The organism is Butyricimonas faecalis (assembly GCF_003991565.1).
GTDB lineage: Bacteria > Bacteroidota > Bacteroidia > Bacteroidales > Marinifilaceae > Butyricimonas > Butyricimonas faecalis.
In genome coordinates, this window is record NZ_CP032819.1 from 3016180 (window position 1) to 3036314 (window position 20135).

Annotated in this window: 14 protein-coding genes and 1 pseudogene; 6 read left to right on the forward strand and 9 right to left on the reverse strand. The window is 43.7% G+C overall.

Translation table 11 applies throughout. The features are described 5' to 3' along the window. Positions 1-9 precede the first annotated feature (9 nt). The 3 genes from D8S85_RS12905 to D8S85_RS12915 all read right to left on the reverse strand — a co-directional run bounded on the left by D8S85_RS12905 (position 10) and on the right by D8S85_RS12915 (position 5042). Complete coding sequence (locus D8S85_RS12905) at positions 10-3672, reverse strand: SusC/RagA family TonB-linked outer membrane protein (RefSeq protein ID WP_228423219.1); 3663 nt, start codon at positions 3670-3672, stop codon at positions 10-12. Between the two features lie 168 nt (positions 3673-3840). Then, positions 3841-4425: a FecR family protein gene (locus D8S85_RS12910; RefSeq protein ID WP_127075194.1), complete on the reverse strand. Its 585-nt coding sequence runs from the start codon at positions 4423-4425 to the stop codon at positions 3841-3843. Positions 4426-4439: 14 nt separating this feature from the next. Beyond that, positions 4440-5042 (reverse strand): hypothetical protein, encoded by a 603-nt coding sequence (locus tag D8S85_RS12915; protein WP_127075196.1) that lies wholly within the window; start codon positions 5040-5042, stop codon positions 4440-4442. Between the two features lie 156 nt (positions 5043-5198). Between D8S85_RS12915 and D8S85_RS12920 the strand changes: the two genes are divergently transcribed. Beyond that, positions 5199-5711, forward strand: coding sequence for an RNA polymerase sigma factor (locus D8S85_RS12920; RefSeq protein WP_106481028.1), 513 nt, complete (start codon positions 5199-5201; stop codon positions 5709-5711). A 37-nt stretch (positions 5712-5748) separates the two neighbouring features. On the opposite strand, the gene radA is transcribed toward D8S85_RS12920, so the two are convergent. From radA to carA, 6 genes are all read right to left on the reverse strand, one after another. Beyond that, positions 5749-7113: a DNA repair protein RadA gene (gene radA, locus D8S85_RS12925; protein ID WP_106481029.1), complete on the reverse strand. Its 1365-nt coding sequence runs from the start codon at positions 7111-7113 to the stop codon at positions 5749-5751. Positions 7114-7124: 11 nt separating this feature from the next. After that, positions 7125-9458: a transglycosylase domain-containing protein gene (locus D8S85_RS12930; RefSeq protein ID WP_172726515.1), complete on the reverse strand. Its 2334-nt coding sequence runs from the start codon at positions 9456-9458 to the stop codon at positions 7125-7127. Positions 9459-9491: 33 nt separating this feature from the next. Then, positions 9492-11039, reverse strand: a complete 1548-nt coding sequence (locus D8S85_RS12935; protein WP_106481031.1) for an ATP-binding protein — start codon at positions 11037-11039, stop codon at positions 9492-9494. Positions 11040-11144: 105 nt separating this feature from the next. Continuing rightward, entirely contained in the window at positions 11145-11552 is a 408-nt protein-coding gene (locus D8S85_RS12940; protein WP_106481032.1) for a hypothetical protein, read from the reverse strand. 186 nt (positions 11553-11738) lie between these two features. Then, positions 11739-14954 (reverse strand): carbamoyl-phosphate synthase (glutamine-hydrolyzing) large subunit, encoded by a 3216-nt coding sequence (gene carB, locus D8S85_RS12945; RefSeq protein WP_106625095.1) that lies wholly within the window; start codon positions 14952-14954, stop codon positions 11739-11741. Between the two features lie 24 nt (positions 14955-14978). Next, entirely contained in the window at positions 14979-16061 is a 1083-nt protein-coding gene (carA, locus tag D8S85_RS12950) for a glutamine-hydrolyzing carbamoyl-phosphate synthase small subunit (RefSeq protein ID WP_106481033.1), read from the reverse strand. A gap of 196 nt (positions 16062-16257) precedes the next feature. Between carA and D8S85_RS12955 the strand changes: the two genes are divergently transcribed. The 5 genes and pseudogenes from D8S85_RS12955 (at position 16258) to D8S85_RS12975 (ending at position 20033) form a co-directional block, all read left to right on the forward strand. Further along, positions 16258-16737 (forward strand): arginine repressor, encoded by a 480-nt coding sequence (locus D8S85_RS12955; protein ID WP_106481034.1) that lies wholly within the window; start codon positions 16258-16260, stop codon positions 16735-16737. Positions 16738-16821: 84 nt separating this feature from the next. Next, positions 16822-17661, forward strand: a complete 840-nt coding sequence (gene panC / locus D8S85_RS12960; RefSeq protein WP_106481035.1) for a pantoate--beta-alanine ligase — start codon at positions 16822-16824, stop codon at positions 17659-17661. 12 nt (positions 17662-17673) lie between these two features. Continuing rightward, positions 17674-18024 (forward strand): aspartate 1-decarboxylase, encoded by a 351-nt coding sequence (gene panD / locus D8S85_RS12965; protein ID WP_027202130.1) that lies wholly within the window; start codon positions 17674-17676, stop codon positions 18022-18024. A 7-nt stretch (positions 18025-18031) separates the two neighbouring features. Then, positions 18032-18520, forward strand: coding sequence for a D-glycero-beta-D-manno-heptose 1-phosphate adenylyltransferase (rfaE2, locus tag D8S85_RS12970; RefSeq protein ID WP_106481036.1), 489 nt, complete (start codon positions 18032-18034; stop codon positions 18518-18520). Positions 18521-18698: 178 nt separating this feature from the next. Further along, a pseudogene (locus D8S85_RS12975) lies at positions 18699-20033 on the forward strand (transposase). Positions 20034-20135 lie beyond the last annotated feature (102 nt).

Consider the following 20135-nt stretch of genomic DNA (forward strand, 5'->3'; position numbering starts at 1 on the left):
CCATATTCTTTAAAATGTTACATTCAAACTAAACGAATACGTCGGACGTATCGATTGCGTGATCGTTGACGAATTACCTGTCTGCGTTGTCGGATCCTGTCCTTTCAATTTCTTACTACTGAAGGTATACAGATTTGTGCCTGACAAGGAAACGTATGCCGCTTTCATGTGAATCTTTTTACAAAATTTATCCGGCACATTGTAACGCAATGCAATATTCTGAATCTTCAAATAATTTCCACTCACAACACGTGCACTTGAATAATCATACATCTGCCATATGTTTTCGGCTACCACCTTGCGGTTTACCGTTCCGTTGTAAGCTGCTTTTTTCCACCACGGATTAGTTCCCAAGGTTGCCAAAAAATCCGAATTACTAAGGATTCCCGGGATGTTAGTATACGCCTCATCTCCCGGTCGCTTCCAACGTTTGGAAAATTCAGACCGTATGTTCTCCATGGGATTGGGAGCCATTGTTCCATTATCCGAACTAATATTCGGGTACAATTTCAACAACCGGATTTTAGATCCAAGACTATAAGACATATTAATCGACAACGTGAATCGATTGTACGAAAAAGTATTAATCAAGCTTCCTTGCAACGTGGGTACTCGATTACCGGAATATTCCATCACGGACATATACCGTTCCTCGTTAGACATCAGTTTAAACCGCTCTCCATAATCTACTTCTTCACCATTCTCCATGATCTTTTGTTCCAGATTCGGAAATATCGGACGTCCATCTGCCGGATCGAGTCCCATAAATTTATAAGAGTAGAAACCGTTTATAGAACGATTTACAGTCTGCACCGTTCCATTCAAGTAATCCGAATAGGTAAGATCGGAATCATCTTTTAAACTTTTGTCTGTTGACGAAGTGGCATTATCGATCAGTTTATTGATCACCTGTCCTAACTGAGGATCAAATCTCCAACGGAATCCTTTCCCGTCCGCCCCCATCGTGTTGACAGGAATAAAATTCAGTGACAACTCGTACCCTTGGTTCACCACGGTCCCCTGATTTACTTTGTAACTAGTCATCCCGTTTACCTCGGATACCGTTTTATCCATGTAGGCATCCACTGTTTTCCGGTAATAATAACTTACAGAACCCGTGATTTTTCTCTTTAGTAATGAAAAATCAAGCCCCACGTTGAAATTTGCTGTCTTTTCCCATTTCAAATTGGGATTCGGATAAGCGGAAACCGTGGAATAAAACTGGTCAAACAAGTCACTGGATACCGTTGATTTTTTGATCACCAATCTCGACGGTACACTAGGAACGTTTCCTTGGTAACCGAAAGACACCTTTAATGCCAGATCATTAATCCAATGTACTTCTCTCAACACGTTTTCCGAGAGGTTCCAACGACCGGCTAAAGCCCAAATTGGGAAAAATTTCTCGTTCGCCCGGCTACCAAATTCGTTAGAGAAATCCACGCGTGCGTTTACACTGAAATTATATATGTTTTTATAACTATATCCCAATGTCATATAAGCCGAAACATCGTTTGTTAACTGTTTCGTGTAGGTACCCAGTGCGGCAGCCGACTGCGTCCACTCGATGTATTTTTGATAAGTATATGCTTTCAAATCATCCGTTGGAATAGCCTGTATTGCATTTCCCCTATCTCGGAAAATACCGCGGGTTGTCTTGGCATAAGTATTGTACTTGTTGGACTTCACCTCGAAACCGACATTTCCATTCAACACGTGCTCTTCATTTCTATCCACAGCTTGATTATAATCCACCTGAAAACGGGCAGTATAGCTGTTACGTTCTACCCGGCTGTCTTTCTGTTCTCCACCCCAGGGTAACAAAGTATTCGCTTTCCACCAAGCTTCCGTTGAAGCCCCGTAAGACTTATTTAAACTCCGACAATAATAGGTATCAGCTCCATGCCACGTTCCCGAATTGGAGTTTGAAAAACTGTAAGACAATAATACCTGAGCCTTTAATACCGGCAATACCTGATACGCCACGCTAGATTGGAATGTCAAGGAATTCTGGTTGGTCTGAGTCGATGAATTTGCCATGTCTTCCAATATATTCTTGGGATAATAATAAGATTCTCCATCGATCTCTTTCTCTATCTGATAATACCAATAACTACCGTCGTCATTCCGTGCAGGCACAGCCCGGCTCGTGTTGTACGCAAACTCTGTTACGCCCACGTCTTCAGGAATATATTTCCTCTTGGAAACACTTCCTTGCAATCCGAAACGCACCGTGAACTTATCGAAGTTACCCGTTAAATTGACATTGGTCGAATATACCCGGTTACTCTCCCCCTTCACGCTTCCCGAGAGATCATTTAACCCGAGAGACGCGTAATATCTCAACGTGGAAGAACCACCGGAAAGGCTTAACGTGTGCTTGTGCGAGAAAGCATCCTGCATCAGGATATCGAACCAGTCGGTATTCATCGTCTCGTACTTATCCACCAATGATTTATATTCCGAGTATCCGATTTGTCCATTGATATAGTCCCGGTATGCTGCCTCGTATCCTACCCAAGAAGTGATCTTGGGATAAGCTAACCGATTCTCGATCATATCCCGCGAAAAAGCGATACGTTCTTTGGAATTCATCACGTTCACGCTCCGGTCGCTATATCTAGGACGCTGGGTAAAAGACCCGGACACGGAATACATCACCGAGGGAGGTCCCTGTTTACCGGCTTTCGTGGTAATCACGATCACACCATTCGCGGCTTTCTTTCCGTAAATCGCTGTAGCCGCCGCATCCTTTAACACGTCGATCTGCTCGATATCCTCCGGGTTCAAACCGGAAATGGCGTTACCCAGCAAATTCACGAAATCCAAGTCATTCAGATTCTCCGGATCCACGTTCACCGGGTCTTCCTGAATCACTCCATCGATCACCCAAAGCGGTTCCTGCGATCCCAGAATCGTGGACGTACCCCGGATACGTAAACGCGGAGCAGCCCCAATCTGTCCCGAATTTTGCATAAAGATCATTCCCGGCACGTGCCCTTCCAACATTTGATCGATGGTTTGTAAACCCGGAGTGATAATATCCTCCGCCCGGACAGAAGTAATTGCACTGGCATTTTTACGTGCGTCTATTCGTTGATATCCCGTGTTCACCACTACTTCCTCCAACTCCGACACGATCTCCTTCATCACCACGTTGATCGTGTCCTTGCCCGCGTATTTTACTTCCTCGGTTTCCATTCCGATAAATGAAAAGAGAAGTGACAGATTATCCACCCGGGGCAAATTCAAAGAATAGTGACCGTTATTATCCGTGCTTGTTCCCATAGCCAAGCCCTTGACAATGACGGTTACACCGGGTAATACCATCCCTTTCTGGTCTTTTACCGTACCGGAAATTCGAACAGGTTTCACTCCTGTATCCGGTCCCACGGCGACACTACCATTCCGTTCCGTACAAGTCAAGCGGGTTCCCTTGATGCACTCTTGTACAGCTTGCAACACGGTCACGTCTTTCAAATCGACGGTAATCCTTTTGGTTTCTCGGATTACTTCCTCCCGCTTAAAGATAACGTTATTCTGGCTCAGCCGATTAATCTCCTCCAAAGCCTGTAATACGGTTACGTTCCCCAGTTTCAAGGAAATTACTTTTGTAGCTCTTTCTTGCCCGAAAGCTGAACTTGTCGTGAGCGAAATAATTGTCAGAAACATGCAAAACAATGTTAAACAATACCTCCACCAAACACGAAAGTTCGAAAAAAACTTTTTGTTCAGTTCTTTTTTCATAGATTTGTACAATTAAAATGAAACACTATCCTTGTATTCTAACAAGGTCCTTGTAAATGGAGAGGTCCGCGAAACTTCTCCATTTTTGTTTTCCTACTTTTTCTCAATAATATACACTACATCTTTCTCTATTTTAAATTGAGGTCCACCCGTGAATGTCAATGTTTCCAATATTGACTCCAAAGGCTCATCCTTACTCAAACGACCACTAAAAGTATGCTCATGAACATTCTCGTTATAAATAAATTTCAATCCATACCATCTTTCCAATACACGGGTTACCACCATGATATTTTCATTATCAAACATAAAGGCTCCTTGCCGCCAAGCAGTAAAATTCTCGGCATTCACTTTCTTCACGCTCATCTTTTGCCCATTCTCCTGCCATTCGCTCTGCATCCCGGGTGTCAACACCACGGATTCATTCTCTTCACCGATAGCAGACACTTTTACTTTTCCGGTCAACAGGGTTGTAAATATACTTTCTTCATTATCGTATGCCTTTATATTAAATGAAGTACCCAATACCCGGGTTCGCACGCCTCTCGTCTCCACGATAAAAGGATGTGCCGCATCCGGTTTTACCTCAAAGTACGCTTCTCCCTTTAGTCTTACCACCCGCTCCTTCCCAACAAAATCTACCGGAAAATCCAACTCGGATTCGGCATTCAACCACACTTTGGTTCCATCGCTCAGAATAAAGCAATAATCCCCCCGACAGTCGTGATAATCCGGTTCCGCTCCTCCTCGACACGTGTTCCCAGTGTGTCCTGTCTCCTCTGGTAAGCCAACTGATTCTCCTTCTTTATAATCGTGGCCTGCCCGATATATATGCTATCGGTGCCCTGGTGAGCAAGCCCTATCGTCTGCCCGTCCGAAAGTACCAGCATTACTTTTTCATTTACAACTTGTTCCGGATTATTCTCCACCAAAGCAACGGACTCCCGATCCTCATGGTTCAAAAAGACCCCGCCTAAAATGATACCGATCAGACAGGCAGCCCCGGTTACCGCATACCATTTCCGAAGCACACGCCGTTTTCCCATTTCCTTCTCCTGAATCCGTTCCCGCACCCGAGCCGACACCGCCTTTATATCAGTAACCGCTTTCACATCCCCCTCTTTCTTCAAATATTCCGCGATACTTTTCCCTGAAACAATCTTCTCGTACAGGAGGCGATGTTCCTCTTTTTCAGCAACCCAATTTTCCACCTGTTGCTTCTCATCCTCCGTCGCTGTCCCGAATCGGATTTTTAAAATGATTTCTGCTATTATTTTTTCCTGATTATAGTCCATTCTTATCGTCATTTTCTTAAAGACACCAAGGGTATCCGATTTGTATGAACGAAAACATGATTTTTTTTCAAAATTTATTTGGAACGAAAAAAATAACTATAATTGCAATGATTTATCGAACTTGTAAGCATATTGACATTCAATACACACTAATCGATGAATAACTCTGTTGAATTAGAACAATTTATACAACGACACTACACAACGATCTGCACGATCGCCTTGAAGTTTGTCGGCTCTTTCGACATCGCTCAAGACATCGCACAGGATGTGATTGTCAAATTTTGGGAGAATCGGAAACAATACAGAACCCTCGAATCCGTGGAAAATTTCTTGTTCATCATGACAAGAAACGAATCCCTCAACTACATCCGGAGCATTAAACGGGAAAACGATCGTTACAAACAAATATACCCGGGCGAACAGGATGATTCCGACATTCTGGATAAAATCATAGAGGAAGAAGCCAATCAAATATTAATCCATGCCATCCAACAGCTTCCCCCTCAAAGTGAACGCATTATTCTTCTCACTCTTGCCGGAAATAACGTGAAAGAGATAGCAGAAATCCTCGCCGTTTCCGTCAACACGGTACGTACTCTCAAATACGGAGCCATCCGCAAATTGCGGGAATACTTTATTGCCCGGGATTATAGGGCAGAATTTTAACGTGTACCCGGACAAATCACGAGTCATATAAAACGATTTAGCTAAACAACTCCCGACAAATATCTCCCACCCGGGAAACGAATCTTACTTTTATACGTGCAGGGACTTTTGTCAACGCTTTCTTGTTTCCCGCCGGAACAAATATTTGCTGGAAACCGAGTTTTTCAGCCTCCAGTACCCGCTGCTCGATACGACTCACGGCACGAATCTCTCCCGACAAACCAACTTCACCGGCAAACACGGTATTCGTGGGTATCGGGGCGTCTATATTCGAAGAAAGAACCGCCATCACAACTCCTAAGTCCAGAGCCGGATCACTCACCCGTATTCCTCCGGCAATATTCAAGAACACATCCTTTGCGGCCAACCGGAAACCTACCCGTTTTTCCAACACGGCAAGCAACATATTCAATCGTCGCGTGTCAAAGCCCGTTGCAGACCGCTGGGGCGTCCCGTAAGCCGCCGTGCTAACCAACGCCTGTACTTCCAATAAAATCGTTCTAACGCCTTCCATGGTGGCAGAAACAGCAACCCCGCTCAAGTCCTGAGCATGATTGGACAACAATAACTCGGAAGGATTAGCCACCTGCCGCAATCCGGATTGTAACATCTCGTAGATACCGATCTCGGAAGTCGAACCAAAACGGTTCTTCATGGACCGTAGGATTCTGTACATGTGTTGCTGATCCCCTTCAAATTGCAGAACAGTATCTACCATGTGTTCCAGAATCTTCGGACCGGCCAATTGACCGTCTTTCGTGATATGCCCGATCAGGATTGTCGTGATCGTATTTTCTTTCGAGTAACGCAGCAACACGTTGGTACACTCCCGGATCTGTGATAAACTCCCCGGAATAGCATCCACGCTCTCTGTTGCCAGCGTCTGTATAGAATCAATAATTAATAATTTCGGTTCAAGCGCACGGGAATGTTCCAGTACCGTTTCCAACGAATTTCCCGAAAGGAACAAACAATCGTCATTCTCCGCTCCCAACCGTTGCGCTCGCATCTTAATTTGTGACACACTCTCTTCTCCCGAGACGTATAAAACCTTTCCACATCGATTATGCAGGGCAAATTGCAATACCAGCGTTGATTTACCGATACCCGGCTCTCCCCCCAGCAAAATCATGGAACCCGGCACGATTCCACCTCCCAGCACCCGGTTCAATTCTCCATCACCGGTATCCATTCGCTCATCGGCATTCGCCTTCACCTCCGACAATTTCAAAGGCCGTGAAGAACTCGCTCCCACGATAGAGGCCACCCGGTTTCCCTTTGTAGAAACCTCCACCTCTTCCACAAAACTATTCCACTCCCCACAAGTAGAGCATTTACCTACCCATTTGGACTCCTTTGCCCCACAATTCTGACAAACGTACACGGTTTTTGTCTTAGCCATTCAATTTTCAATTAATCAAAGATTTCATCCGAAGAGTCATAATCCGTCATTCCCTCTCTATCCGCATCTCCACAATCAAGCACATGGTTCACCCCGTTCGGCTTTTGAAAATCCCTTTGTGGAACGGCAAGGGATTTATCCGCGTAAACTTTCTGCATAAACAAAGCCCAAATTGGAAGTGCCATACTGGCTCCCTGTCCATTCGCCAAATTTTGGAAATGGATAGAACGGTCTTCCGCTCCGACCCAAACTCCTCCGGCAAGATCAGGTGTGATCCCGATAAACCAACCGTCAGAGTGGTTCTGCGTCGTTCCGGTCTTTCCCCCGATCTGATTTTTAAAACCATATCGGAAACGCAAACGACGTCCCGTTCCCTCATCCACAACTCCCTGCAACAGATTCGCCATCAAGAAAGCCGTGTTTTCAGTAATCACCTCTCGAGATTCCGGGTAGAAATTCGCCAGCACGTTACCATACTTGTCCTCTATTTTTGTCACCATCATGGGAGCATTGTACACCCCCTTGTTCGCGTATATCGAGAACGCTCCGACCATCTCTTTCACGGAAACCTCGGAAGAACCCAAGAAGATCGCGGGAACCGGGTCTATAAAACTCGTGATACCCATTCGATGAGCCATTTGCACAACCGCCTCCGGGGTAAATTGTTTCAATACCCAGCCGGAAATATTATTTACCGAATTTGCCAACCCCCATTTCAAAGTCACCATCTCACCTTCCCGTTTGTCCGTGGAATTACGAGGAGTCCAAGTCGTTCCATCAGGCAATACAAACGTCTGTTGCACGTTCAATACCTGATCACAAGGTCCTAACCCTTCTTGCATGGCCAACGTATAAAGAATCGGCTTGATTGTAGAACCGATCTGCCGCTTCCCGGTACTCACCATATCATACTGGAAATAACGATAATCCGGACCGCCCACGTATGCCTTGATCTTTCCTGAAGCAGGTTCCATCGCCATGAATCCCGCCCGGAAGAAAGACTTGTAATGCTTCAATGAATCCAACGGACTCATCACGGTATCCCGTACTCCTTTCCACGTGAAAACAGACATCGGGATCGCTTTATCAAAAGATTTTTTTATCTCTTGGAAACTTTTACCTGCACTACTCATTGAACGGTAACGTTCAGTACGACGAATAGAAGTATTCAAAATATCATTGATTTCGGAAACCGTCAAATCATTCGAAAAAGGCGGATGAGCCTTTCTACTTCTCTCAGCCATAAACGCCGGCTGCAACGTTCCTCCCAGATGTTCTGTCACGGCCTCTTCCGCGTATTTCTGCATTCGGGAATCCAACGTCGTGTAAATCTTTAACCCGTCCGTGTAAATATTATAATGCGAACCGTCTGATTTCAGATTTTTGTTACACCATCCGTACAGCGGATTCGTTTCCCAAGCCAAGGAATCTACTGCATACTGGTCCTTATTCCACTTGCTGTAATTCTTTTTAACCGGCTTGGATGCCGTCATGTATAATCGCAAATACTCCCGAAAATAGGTTGCAATTCCTTCTTTATGATCCTCTTTATGGAAATCCAATCCCAAAGGCAAAACCTTCAACGAATCAAACTCCGCCTGTGAAATCTTGTCATATTTCAACATCTGTCCCAACACCACATTCCGGCGTCCCAACGTCTTATCAGGTCTCCGAACCGAGTTAAAAAGCGAAGGATTCTTGGCCATCCCCACCAACATGGCAGCCTGTTCCACTTTCAAAGAATCGGGTGTTGTCGAGAAATAAATATTAGCGGCAGAGTTAATACCGACGGCCAAATTCAAAAAGTCAAACTTATTGAGATACATCGTGATAATCTCTTCCTTCGTGTAGCTCTTCTCCAACTTCACCGCAATCACCCACTCGCGGAATTTACGCACGGCCAACTCCAAAAAGTTCTGGTTTGCCTCCCGCGGGAACAACATTTTCGCCAACTGTTGCGTGATCGTACTACCACCTCCGGCAGAAGAATTTCCGGTCAACATTCCCTGTGCTACCCGAAACAAACCTCGCACGTCAATACCGCTATGATCATAGAAACGTACGTCCTCCGTGGCAATCAACGCATCGATCACACTTTGAGGTATATCCTTGTAATCCATATATCGACGGTTTTCACTCCCCTCGAAATACTTTCCTAAAATCTTTCCATCCTCGGAATAAATCTCCGTGGCAAAATTATTGTTGGGGTTCTCCAACTCCTCGAATGTAGGCATAAAACCTAGTTTACCTGCCGAAACGAGGTAGAAAAAGAAAAACACTCCCGCAACAAAAACAATAAACAGCCCCCAAAAAATGGCAAAATCTTTCCAATATCTTTTAAACATCTGCATTCTGTTGATTATAATTTATTACATATTTTATTCCACAATCCACTTCTCAATATTTCGAGTTTTGTTGTCAAAATTAATCCCGATCTTAAATAATTGCCGGGGATCCGCTTCAAACGGACGAGCATAATGTTTCTCCTCAATCTGTCGCAAAGCCTCTTCTGCTGTCCCTTCCAACTTAAATTCTATCACGTAAATATAACGATCCGTTTGCAACACCAAATCAACCCTTCCCTCCGACGTATGATACTCTACCTTCACGTAAAAACCCACCAAACGGAAAACAATGAAAAGCACGTTCTGGTAATGTATCTCCAATTCTCGTATTAATTCGTAAGGCGTATCGGCAAAAAAACTTTGCAAACGACGTAAGAAAGCATCCGGTTTACCGGATTCAATCTCTTGAGTAAACTGCTGTATCTCGAAAGGTGATTCGACTTTGTTCACTCTCGTGTAAAAAGGCATCAAAAATTTGATAAAACCTTCCTCCACTTCCCGGTTAGGGAAACCTAGAGTATAATTTTCAAAACGGGAATCATAATCTTTTATCGTAAGATACCCACTCTGATATATCACTGGAATCGGACTTTCGTCTGCATAAATACTGTTCAACACATCTGAATTAGTCTCCTCGCGAGCCATCTGTTCAAGGTTATAATGGTTCCGTTTCAGTAAATCAACCAGATAAGTCGGAGTACCTGTTTCAAACCAGTAACTACCGAATTTCATTTTGTCAAACGTGTTCAACACGCTGAACGGATTATAAATTCCCTCGGAGTTTTCCACAAAATGATACCCGTCGTATGACTCTTTTAGTCGATCACACGTTTCCTGATATGTCATTTTTTGGGCAGAAGCCAATTCACGCAAATCAGCCTCGAAATAACGATGAATTTCTTCCCCGGTCATCCCGCACAAAGCAACATAACGGTTATCCATGGATATATCATTCAAATTATTAAGGTCACTAAATACACTAACTTTCCCAAACTTAGTAACCCCTGTCAACAAGGCAAACTTAATATCCCCATCCATGGTTTTCAAAACCCCATAAAACGGTTTTAACGTATTACGAAACTCCTGTTGCAACTCCTCGTTATTAATTGCCTGCAACATCGGCTTATCATACTCATCAACAAGAATCACCACCCGTTGTCCTGTTTGCTCGTGAGCTCGGCGAATAACCCCAGCGAATCGCAACGGAAACGAGACTTCCGAGGTTTCCCGTCCGTACACATTTTCCCATCGGGTCAAATTATCATTGAGAATATTCCCCAAACTCTCCATCGAATCATATTTCTCAATATTTAAATCAAGATGGAAAATAGGATGTTGTACCCACTCCTTCTCCAATTCTTCCATGGCAAGTCCTTGAAATAGCTCTCGTTTTCCTTGGAAATAAGCTTCAAGCGTCGAGATTAGTAAACTCTTCCCGAAGCGACGCGGACGACTTAAAAAGTAATAACTTCCCCTCTTGACTAAACGATAAATCAATTCCGTCTTGTCAACATATAAGTAACCACTTTTACGCAATTTCTCGAAATTTTGAATACCGATAGGATACAATGTGTTACTCATTTTTCTTGTATTAGAATACAAAGTTAGAAAATAAATTTCAGAAGCTCAACACGTGCATCCACAATATAGAAACCGCAGACTCAACTTCCACAAAAATGATCATGCTTACTCTAACACCTCTATTTTCACTTTTACATCATTAACAGTGCATCCATCCGTCTTGAATTCTATGATCATCCCGGTATGAGTCCACATGGTCTGGAAATCCCGATCTTTCAGTTCTCCTGCTTTTAAAGGAAACGAACGACGGGAACGAATCCCGCTAGTTTCACCGTCCTCTCTTATCGTCAAAATAGCATCACAATCCAAGGTACCTTTCACCGTGATATGCAACCTTTGAGGTGTTTCTGTTTTCGTGTTATAGACAAAAGTGGCTAATTGCTTATTATTAATAGTAAACGTCTGTTCTTCAACAACTCCACCGGATGATTGCATCCACACGACAATCCCCAATATCAACATGATTAAAACCGCAAAAACATATAGAATTCTTTTCAATTTCTTACTCTTCATAGATATCTATTTTTGTAATAATGATTACTACAAAACTAGCTATTTAAGGCCAAATACCCAAAAAATAATTATTACATCACAAAACTGCAAGTTGTAACTTGCAGTTTTATTCAATTATTGCTGGTTACATTCTGCAAAATATAAAAAACTGCTGAATTAATCCAGCAGTTTTTAGCTTTTATCTTCCTAGTATTCATCCCAACTCTTAATCGCTATCTCGGCAGGATCGACCTTGCAAATAGCATAGATAAAGGCACTGGCCAAACGGGCATTCGTGATCAACGGGATGTTGTAATCCACGGCAGCGCGACGAATTTTATAACCGTTATCCAGCTCCCGTTTCGTGTGATTTTTCGGAATATTGATAACCAGGTCTATCTTCCGGTCATGCAAATATTCCATGATATTCGGCTCCTTATCTTCATCCGGCCAGTAAAGAATTTGTGTATCAATTCCATTCTCTTTAAAAAATTTAGCCGTTCCTGCCGTACTATAAATAGTATATCCTTTTTCTATCAGCATCCGGGTAGAGTTCAGCAACTCCACTTTGGAGCGGGTCGGACCGGAAGAGATCAGGATATCCTTCTTCGGAATACGATGCCCGACAGAAAGCATACTTTTCAATATTGCCTCGTAATAATTCTCCCCGATACAGCCGACTTCTCCCGTGGATGCCATATCCACACCCAACACGGGATCGGCTTTCAAAAGCCGGGCAAAGGAGAACTGTGAAGCCTTCACTCCCACGTAATCCAAATCGAATACCGATTTATTCAAGGTTTCCACCTTCTCTCCCAACATGATCCGGGTGGCCATATCGATAAAGTTATATTTCAGTACTTTCGACACGAAGGGAAAACTCCTCGACGCTCGCAAATTACACTCGATGACCTTGATATCATTGTCCTTTGCCAAAAACTGCATATTGAACGGACCGGATATGTTCAGTTCTTTAGCGATAGAGCGGGCAATCTTTTTGATTCGACGGATTGTCTCCACGTAAAGTTTCTGTGCCGGGAAAACGATGGTCGCATCACCGGAATGTACGCCGGCAAATTCAACATGTTCACTGATAGCATAAGCCTTCACCTCGCCCTCCTGTGCTACGGCATCAATTTCCACCTCTTTCGCTTGTTCGATAAACTCGGATACCACGACAGGATGATCTTTCGACACCTCTGCCGCCAACTCCAAGAAATGCAATAATTCATCCTTATTCGACACCACGTTCATAGCAGCCCCGGAAAGCACGTAAGAAGGACGAATCAACACGGGGAAACCCACTTTATCCACGAAATGATAAATGTCCTCTATACTCGTTAATTCGCTCCATCGAGGCTGGTCGATACCCAATTCGTCACACATGGTTGAGAATTTCTGACGGTCCTCCGCCCGATCAATGGATTCGGGAGAAGTTCCCAGAATATTCACATGCTGACCATACAATCGCATAGCCAAATTATTCGGAATCTGACCACCCGTGGAAACAATCACCCCTTTCGGTTCTTCCAATTCGACAATATCCATCACCCGCTCAAATGACAACTCGTCAAAATAGAGACGATCACAAGTATCGTAATCCGTGCTGACAGTCTCCGGGTTATAGTTAATCATCACCGAACGATACCCGGCTTTCCGAATCGTATTCAAAGCGCTCACACCACACCAATCAAATTCCACGCTACTACCGATACGATAAGCCCCGGAGCCCAACACAATCACGGAGCGTTTGTCATGCTCGTATTTCACGTCATTTTCTGTTCCATTGTAAGTGATATACAGGTAATTTGTCATTGCCGGATACTCACCTGCCAGCGTGTCAATCTGTTTCACGCAGGGTAATATGCCCAATTTCTTCCTGTATTCACGAACTCTCAACATTTTCTCGTGATGGGATAACGAGGTATTTTTCACGGTCAACCGCCCGATCTGGAAATCAGAGAAACCATATTGCTTTGCCTTTCTCAACAAGCATTCGCTAATGTCTGTTTCCTTATCAAACTTGCTTAATTCCTCCTTCAGCAAGTGAATGTTTTCCAAACGTTGCAAAAACCAATGATCGATTTTTGTCAATTCATGAATTTTCTCCACGCTATATCCCTTGTCAAAAGCCCCGGCAATAGCAAATATCCGTGAATCTGTCGGGTTCACCAACTCTTCATCAATATCTTTCGTTTTCAGTACATTACCGACAAAACCATGCATTCCCTGCCCGATCATCCGGATGCCTTTTTGGATTGCCTCTTCGAAAGATCGCCCGATAGCCATGATTTCTCCCACGCTCTTCATGGAAGAACCGATCACTTTGGAAACTCCCTCGAATTTATTCAAATCCCAACGAGGTATTTTACAAACCACGTAATCCAACGCGGGCTCAAAACAGGCCGTGGTGACTTTAGTTACCGAGTTTTTAATTTCGTGTAACCCGTATCCCATTCCCAATTTTGCAGCAACAAAGGCCAAAGGATACCCGGTTGCCTTGGATGCCAAAGCACTAGACCGCGAAAGACGAGCATTCACCTCTATCACCCGGTAATCTTCCGAATTCGGGTCCAGGGCATATTGCACGTTACATTCACCCACGATGCCTATATGCCGGATTATTTTTATAGCTATCGATCTCAATTTATGGTATTCGCTATTACTTAAAGTCTGCGATGGAGCCACCACGATACTCTCTCCGGTATGAATACCCAGCGGATCGAAGTTTTCCATGTTACAAACCGTGATACAGTTATCGTATTTATCACGCACCACTTCATATTCTACTTCTTTCCATCCTTTCAAAGATTCCTCTATCAAAACCTGAGGAGAATAAGAAAAGGCACTGGCAGCCAATCGTTCTAATTCCTCCTTGTTGGAACAAAAACCGGAACCTAATCCCCCTAGCGTGTAAGCAGCCCGGACAATTATCGGAAAACCTAGTTTATCCACAGCGGCAAATGCTTCTTCCATGTTGCTGGCAGCAATACTCCTAGGTGTTTTCACGTTAATTTCCGCTAGTTTTCCGGCAAAGATTTCCCGATCTTCCGTGTCTATAATGGCTTGCACGGGTGTTCCAAGTACTTGCACGTTATATTTTTCCAAAACACCCGATTTATAAAGAGCTACCCCACAATTCAATGCAGTCTGTCCCCCGAAAGAGAGAAGAATACCATCCGGACGTTCCTTTTCAATCACTTGTTCCACAAATTCCGGAGTCACGGGTAAATAATATATCTTGTCGGCCACTCCTTCCGATGTCTGCACCGTGGCTATATTCGGATTTATCAACACGCTGTAAATCCCTTCCTCCCGAAGTGCTTTCAAAGCCTGCGATCCGGAATAATCAAACTCTCCGGCTTCACCAATCTTCAACGCTCCCGATCCTAGAAGCAATACTTTTGTTATGTTCATTCTAATTTTCAATTTTGTTTCAATTTTCAATTACTTTTTTGATGCTTCCATTGCCTTAATAAAATCATCAAAAAGGAACTCCGTATCCACGGGACCACTCGATGCTTCCGGGTGAAATTGAGCCGAGAAAAAAGGTTTTTTCTTGTGCCGAATACCCTCGTTCGTGCCATCATTCACGTTTACAAATAGCGGTTCCCAATCTGACGGAAGTGTTGTTTCATCTATCGCGAATCCATGATTCTGAGAAGTTATATAACAACGAGTTCCGCCGGGATTCATCACCGGCTGATTGTGACTTCGATGACCGTATTTCAATTTATAGGTGGAAGCTCCGGCAGCCCGTGCCATGAGTTGATTTCCCAAACAAATACCCATGATAGGGGTATTACCTTTCAGCGCTTTCCGAATATGCTCTATAGTTTCCTCGCAACGAGCGGGATCTCCCGGACCGTTCGAAAGAAAGATTCCATCAAATTTCTCCTTCGTGAAATCATAATTCCATGGAACTCGTTTTACGGTAACATCCCGCTTTAACAAGCAGCGTAGTATATTATTTTTTACCCCACAATCCACCAGAACCACTTTATACTTTCCGTTCCCGTATTCCATGATCTTTTTCGTGGAAACCTCGGCAACAATATTATCTTTATTGGGATCATAAAAAGGTACCTCCTCATCGTCAAACAGTATCTTACCCAACATCGCTCCATGATCTCTCAGTTTTTGGGTTAATGCCCGCGTATCAATACCAAAAAGCCCCGGAATCTGTTGTTCTTTTAACCAATCTCCGAGACTTTTTTGTGAATTCCAATGACTATACCGGGAAGAGTAATCCGAAATGACCAAAGCCTTACAATGAATCTTATCCGACTCGAAGAACTTGGATATCCCATCTCGCTCGTCATCAACCGGGACCCCGTAATTTCCAATCATGGGATAAGTCGGAACCAGAATTTGTCCTTTATAAGAAGGATCTGTCAAACTTTCCGGGTAACCGGTCATTGCCGTATAAAAAACAACTTCCCCGGACACCGATTTCTCGTAACCAAAGGAAGTTCCCTCATAAACTGTCCCGTCTTCTAAAACTAGACGGGCTTTCTTTAATTCATGCATATTTATTCAATCAATCAACTATAAATTAAATTTTATGCAAAAATATGACGAATATATGAATTTGCAAAGCATATTTATGAAAATAAATATTTTTAAGATTACAATCCCGGAATACCTTCTCTTTCTTTATTTTATTTCATCGTATTGAATATAAAACAAATTTCCCTAACTTTGTGAGGCGTAATAATAAACACCTATGAGAAATAAAACGAAACGCCTGTTGGCCATTCGAAAGCTTATTGAGAATGAACAGATCTGCTCGCAGGAAGAATTATTATTCAGACTGAAAGAGTTAAACGTGGAAGCAACACAAAGTACGTTATCACGCGATCTTAAATTCATGAGAGTAGCTAAAATACCTCATAAAGATAAAGGTTACATATATATTATCCCGGACAGCATCCAGAATGAACAAACCGACGAAAAAGCCTCTGCTATCGTGACAGACTCCATTTCAAGCATCGATTTTTCAGGGAATATTGCCGTGATGAAAACTCTTCCCGGGTATGCCAAAGCAGTGACCGTTCTGATTGATAATGAGAACTATTTTGAAGTACTGGGAACTATCGGTGGAGACGATACGGTTCTGATTGTCATGCGGGAAGGCGTTACCCATAACGAATTGCTGGATGCTCTATCGTCTATACACGTTAATATTCATTCACTATTTAAATAATCATTTTGAATTTTCAACTTTCAATTTTGCATTATATCGAAAATAGTTTGTAAACTTGCACCCCGTATTTTCAAGAATATAAGCATGAATATTATAACTAAGAAAACGGAATTAAGCACCGTTATCGAGAAGTTGAAAAGTGAAGGGAAAACGGTGGGTTTAGTGCCAACAATGGGTGCACTTCATGAAGGTCACATGTCCCTCGTGAAAGCATGTAAAAAAGGAAATGATATTGCCGTGGTCAGCGTGTTCGTGAACCCGACACAGTTTAATGATAAAGAAGATCTGAAACGCTATCCCCGTACGCTGGATAAAGATGTAGCTTTACTGGAAAAAAACGGATGTGACTACGTGTTCGCTCCCAGCGTGGAAGAGATGTATCCGGAAGAAGATACACGTGTATTTAACTTCGGGTACGTGGAAAGCGTCATGGAAGGGGCAAAACGCCCGGGACACTTTAACGGCGTGGGACAAATCGTAAGCAAGTTATTTGACATCGTACAACCACACCGGGCATATTTTGGGATGAAGGATTTCCAGCAAATCGCGGTGATCAAAAATATGGTGAAACAATTACATTATGATCTGGAAATTGTTTCATGCCCTATCATCCGGGAAAAAGACGGGCTAGCCATGAGTTCCAGAAATACTTTACTGGAACCGGAATACAGGAAAAATGCCCCGCACATTCACAAAGTGCTCGAAGAAGCTACTCACTTGACTTCCAAAATGAACGTGGAAGAATTGAAAAAATGGGTAGTAGACGAAATCAATAAAAACCCTTACCTGGAAACTGAATATTTCGAAATCGTGGACGACACTGAACTAAGAACTATTCAAGACTGGAATGAAAACAATGTAAAAGTTGGATGTATAGCGGTTTATGCCGGTAAAATCCGATTAATTGATAATATTGTATTTTAAACTAACACGAAGATGTTTATAGAAGTAGTAAAATCTAAACTTCATAAAGTTACCGTTACTGATGCCAATCTCCAGTACGTGGGCAGTATCACTATTGACGAAGCTTTGTTGGAGGCAGCTAACATGATCGAAAACGAAAAAGTTCAGATCGTGAATATTAACAATGGTGAGAGATTCGATACCTATATCATCAAAGGAGAACGCAATTCGGGTATTATTTGCCTGAACGGTCCGGCAGCACGCAAATGTGCCGTGGGTGACGTGATCATCATTATCTCATACGCTTCCATGGATTTTGAAGAAGCTAAATCACACAAACCTACATTGGTTTTCCCAGACACCGCAACTAATAAACTTATTTGACATTATCATGGATTATTTACCATTTATCGAGAAAAAAATCGCATACACGGCGAAAGAAGCTGAAAATACATTAAGCCTGTGGAGATTCAAAGATGATAAGATCGTTTTCACAAACGGATGTTTCGATATTCTCCACAAAGGACATATCGAATACCTGGCCAAAGCAGCTTCCTTGGGAACTAAGTTAGTAATCGGGTTAAACACGGATGCTTCCGTAAAACGATTAAAAGGAGATTCCAGACCCGTAAACGATGAGAATGCCCGAGCATTATTATTAGCTTCTCTTGTATTCGTTGATAAAGTGATTCTTTTCGATACGGATACTCCCCGTGATCTGATTGATTTCGTTCAACCGGACGTATTGGTAAAAGGCGGAGACTATAAACCTGAAGAAATTGTAGGTTACGATATAGTAAAAGCCAAAGGTGGAGAAATAGTTACCCTGGATTTCGTGGAAGGTTATTCCACCACTTCCCTGATAGAAAAAATGAAATAAAATAGTTGACCCTTACCGACCGGTAGTGTATTTAGGGATATCTTTCAAGGGATATTTGTAAAATATTAAAATTTAGTCAACTAATTTGCAATGAATTAGTTGGCTTTTTTGTATCTTTAATTATTCCCCGCGATAAGAGGTTGATCGCCAAAAACGGGGGTAATCAAACAAGAACACGATGGTAAAGATACAAAAAATTTCAAGACTAGAACCGACTCTGGGGTTTACAGAATTTGATATCTATCAATGTTACAAGTCTAGCTTCGAGTCAAGCGAGCTGGGTCGTTTGCACGCTCTCTTCCCGTTCAAGTCGTTTTGCCAGTCGACCGGCCTGGTGTCAAGCCGCGTGGGTCGTCCCTCGCTCTTCTCCCCTGAAGGCAAGGTGGCCTTGATGTTGTTGAAGTCTTACACGGGTTTCTCGGACGCGGACCTGGTGTCCCACCTCAACGGTAACATTCATTTCCAGTTATTTTGCGGGGTTTACATTCATCCCTCCCGGCCGTTAACGAACCACAAGATCGTGAGCGCCATCCGCACCGATATCGCGGGGTTATTAAACGTGGAACGAGTCCAGGAAGTGCTGGCGGTGGCCTGGAAGCCTTACCTGGAAAACTTACACGTTTGCATGACGGACGCGACGTGTTACGAGAGTTATTCACGCTATCCCACCAGCCCGAAATTGTTGTGGGAAAGCGTGAACTAGTTGCAACAATACCTGTCTCGCTTTTCACGGGAACCCGGTCAACGCTGCCCCCGTAACAAGTTCGCTGACGTTAGCCGGCGTTACCTGGCGTACAGCAAGAAACGAAAGAGGAAGCGCTCCTCCACCCGGATGATCAAGCGGGGGTTGCTCCGGTTACTTGGAAAACAGGTCGGGCAAATGAAAGAGGTGCTTGACAAGCGAGGGAAAGAACCGGGACTGTCCCCGGGTTTCCACGAGCGTTTCTCGGTCATCCAGAAAGTTCTCGACCAGAAAACACGACTGTTTGACGGGCAGAAGGTAAGCGGCCGGATCGTGAGCGTGGACAAGCACTACACCCGTCCCATCGTCAGGGGGAAAGAGACGAGAAGCGTGGAGTTCGGGGCCAAGGTCAACAACATCCAGGTAGACGGGATCTCTTTCATCGAGCACCTCTCTTTTAACGCTTTCAACGAGGGTACCCGGTTGCAACAATGTATCGAGTTGCAACAACGCCTGTTCAAGACGCGCGTTAAAGCCGTGGCGGCCGATGCCATTCACGTCACCAACGCCAACCGTAAATACTGCACGAGACGCAGGATTCACACCTCCTTCGTTCGAAAGGGAAGGGTGGCCGCTGACGAGGACCAACGAAAGCAACTTCGTTCCGCCCTCTCCAGGGAAAGGGCCACTCGCCTAGAGGGTAGCTTCGGCACCCGGAAACAACATTATTCACTTGACAAGATAAAGGCGAGGATCAAGGAAAACGAGATCTTGTGGATTTTCTTCGGGATACATACCGCCAACGCCGTCAAGATGATCGAGAAAGTCTAGGAGAGAGAGAAGAAGAGGGTCGCTTGACAATAATGACGTGAAAAGGGGAAGACAAGAGCGCTTCCCCGGGAAAAGCATGCACTACCTTCACAGTTTATCGTG

Excerpts from the sequence above, each read along its gene's own strand:
- D8S85_RS12905 (WP_228423219.1), bottom strand. The coding sequence starts at position 3,672 with ATGTTTCTGACAATTATTTCGCTCACGACAAGTTCAGCTTTCGGGCAA.
- D8S85_RS12915 (WP_127075196.1), bottom strand. The coding sequence starts at position 5,042 with ATGGACTATAATCAGGAAAAAATAATAGCAGAAATCATTTTAAAAATC.
- D8S85_RS12920 (WP_106481028.1), top strand. The coding sequence starts at position 5,199 with ATGAATAACTCTGTTGAATTAGAACAATTTATACAACGACACTACACA.
- radA (WP_106481029.1), bottom strand. The coding sequence starts at position 7,113 with ATGGCTAAGACAAAAACCGTGTACGTTTGTCAGAATTGTGGGGCAAAG.
- D8S85_RS12930 (WP_172726515.1), bottom strand. The coding sequence starts at position 9,458 with ATGTTTAAAAGATATTGGAAAGATTTTGCCATTTTTTGGGGGCTGTTT.
- D8S85_RS12935 (WP_106481031.1), bottom strand. The coding sequence starts at position 11,039 with ATGAGTAACACATTGTATCCTATCGGTATTCAAAATTTCGAGAAATTG.
- D8S85_RS12940 (WP_106481032.1), bottom strand. The coding sequence starts at position 11,552 with ATGAAGAGTAAGAAATTGAAAAGAATTCTATATGTTTTTGCGGTTTTA.
- carA (WP_106481033.1), bottom strand. The coding sequence starts at position 16,061 with ATGCATGAATTAAAGAAAGCCCGTCTAGTTTTAGAAGACGGGACAGTT.
- D8S85_RS12955 (WP_106481034.1), top strand. The coding sequence starts at position 16,258 with ATGAGAAATAAAACGAAACGCCTGTTGGCCATTCGAAAGCTTATTGAG.
- panC (WP_106481035.1), top strand. The coding sequence starts at position 16,822 with ATGAATATTATAACTAAGAAAACGGAATTAAGCACCGTTATCGAGAAG.
- panD (WP_027202130.1), top strand. The coding sequence starts at position 17,674 with ATGTTTATAGAAGTAGTAAAATCTAAACTTCATAAAGTTACCGTTACT.
- rfaE2 (WP_106481036.1), top strand. The coding sequence starts at position 18,032 with ATGGATTATTTACCATTTATCGAGAAAAAAATCGCATACACGGCGAAA.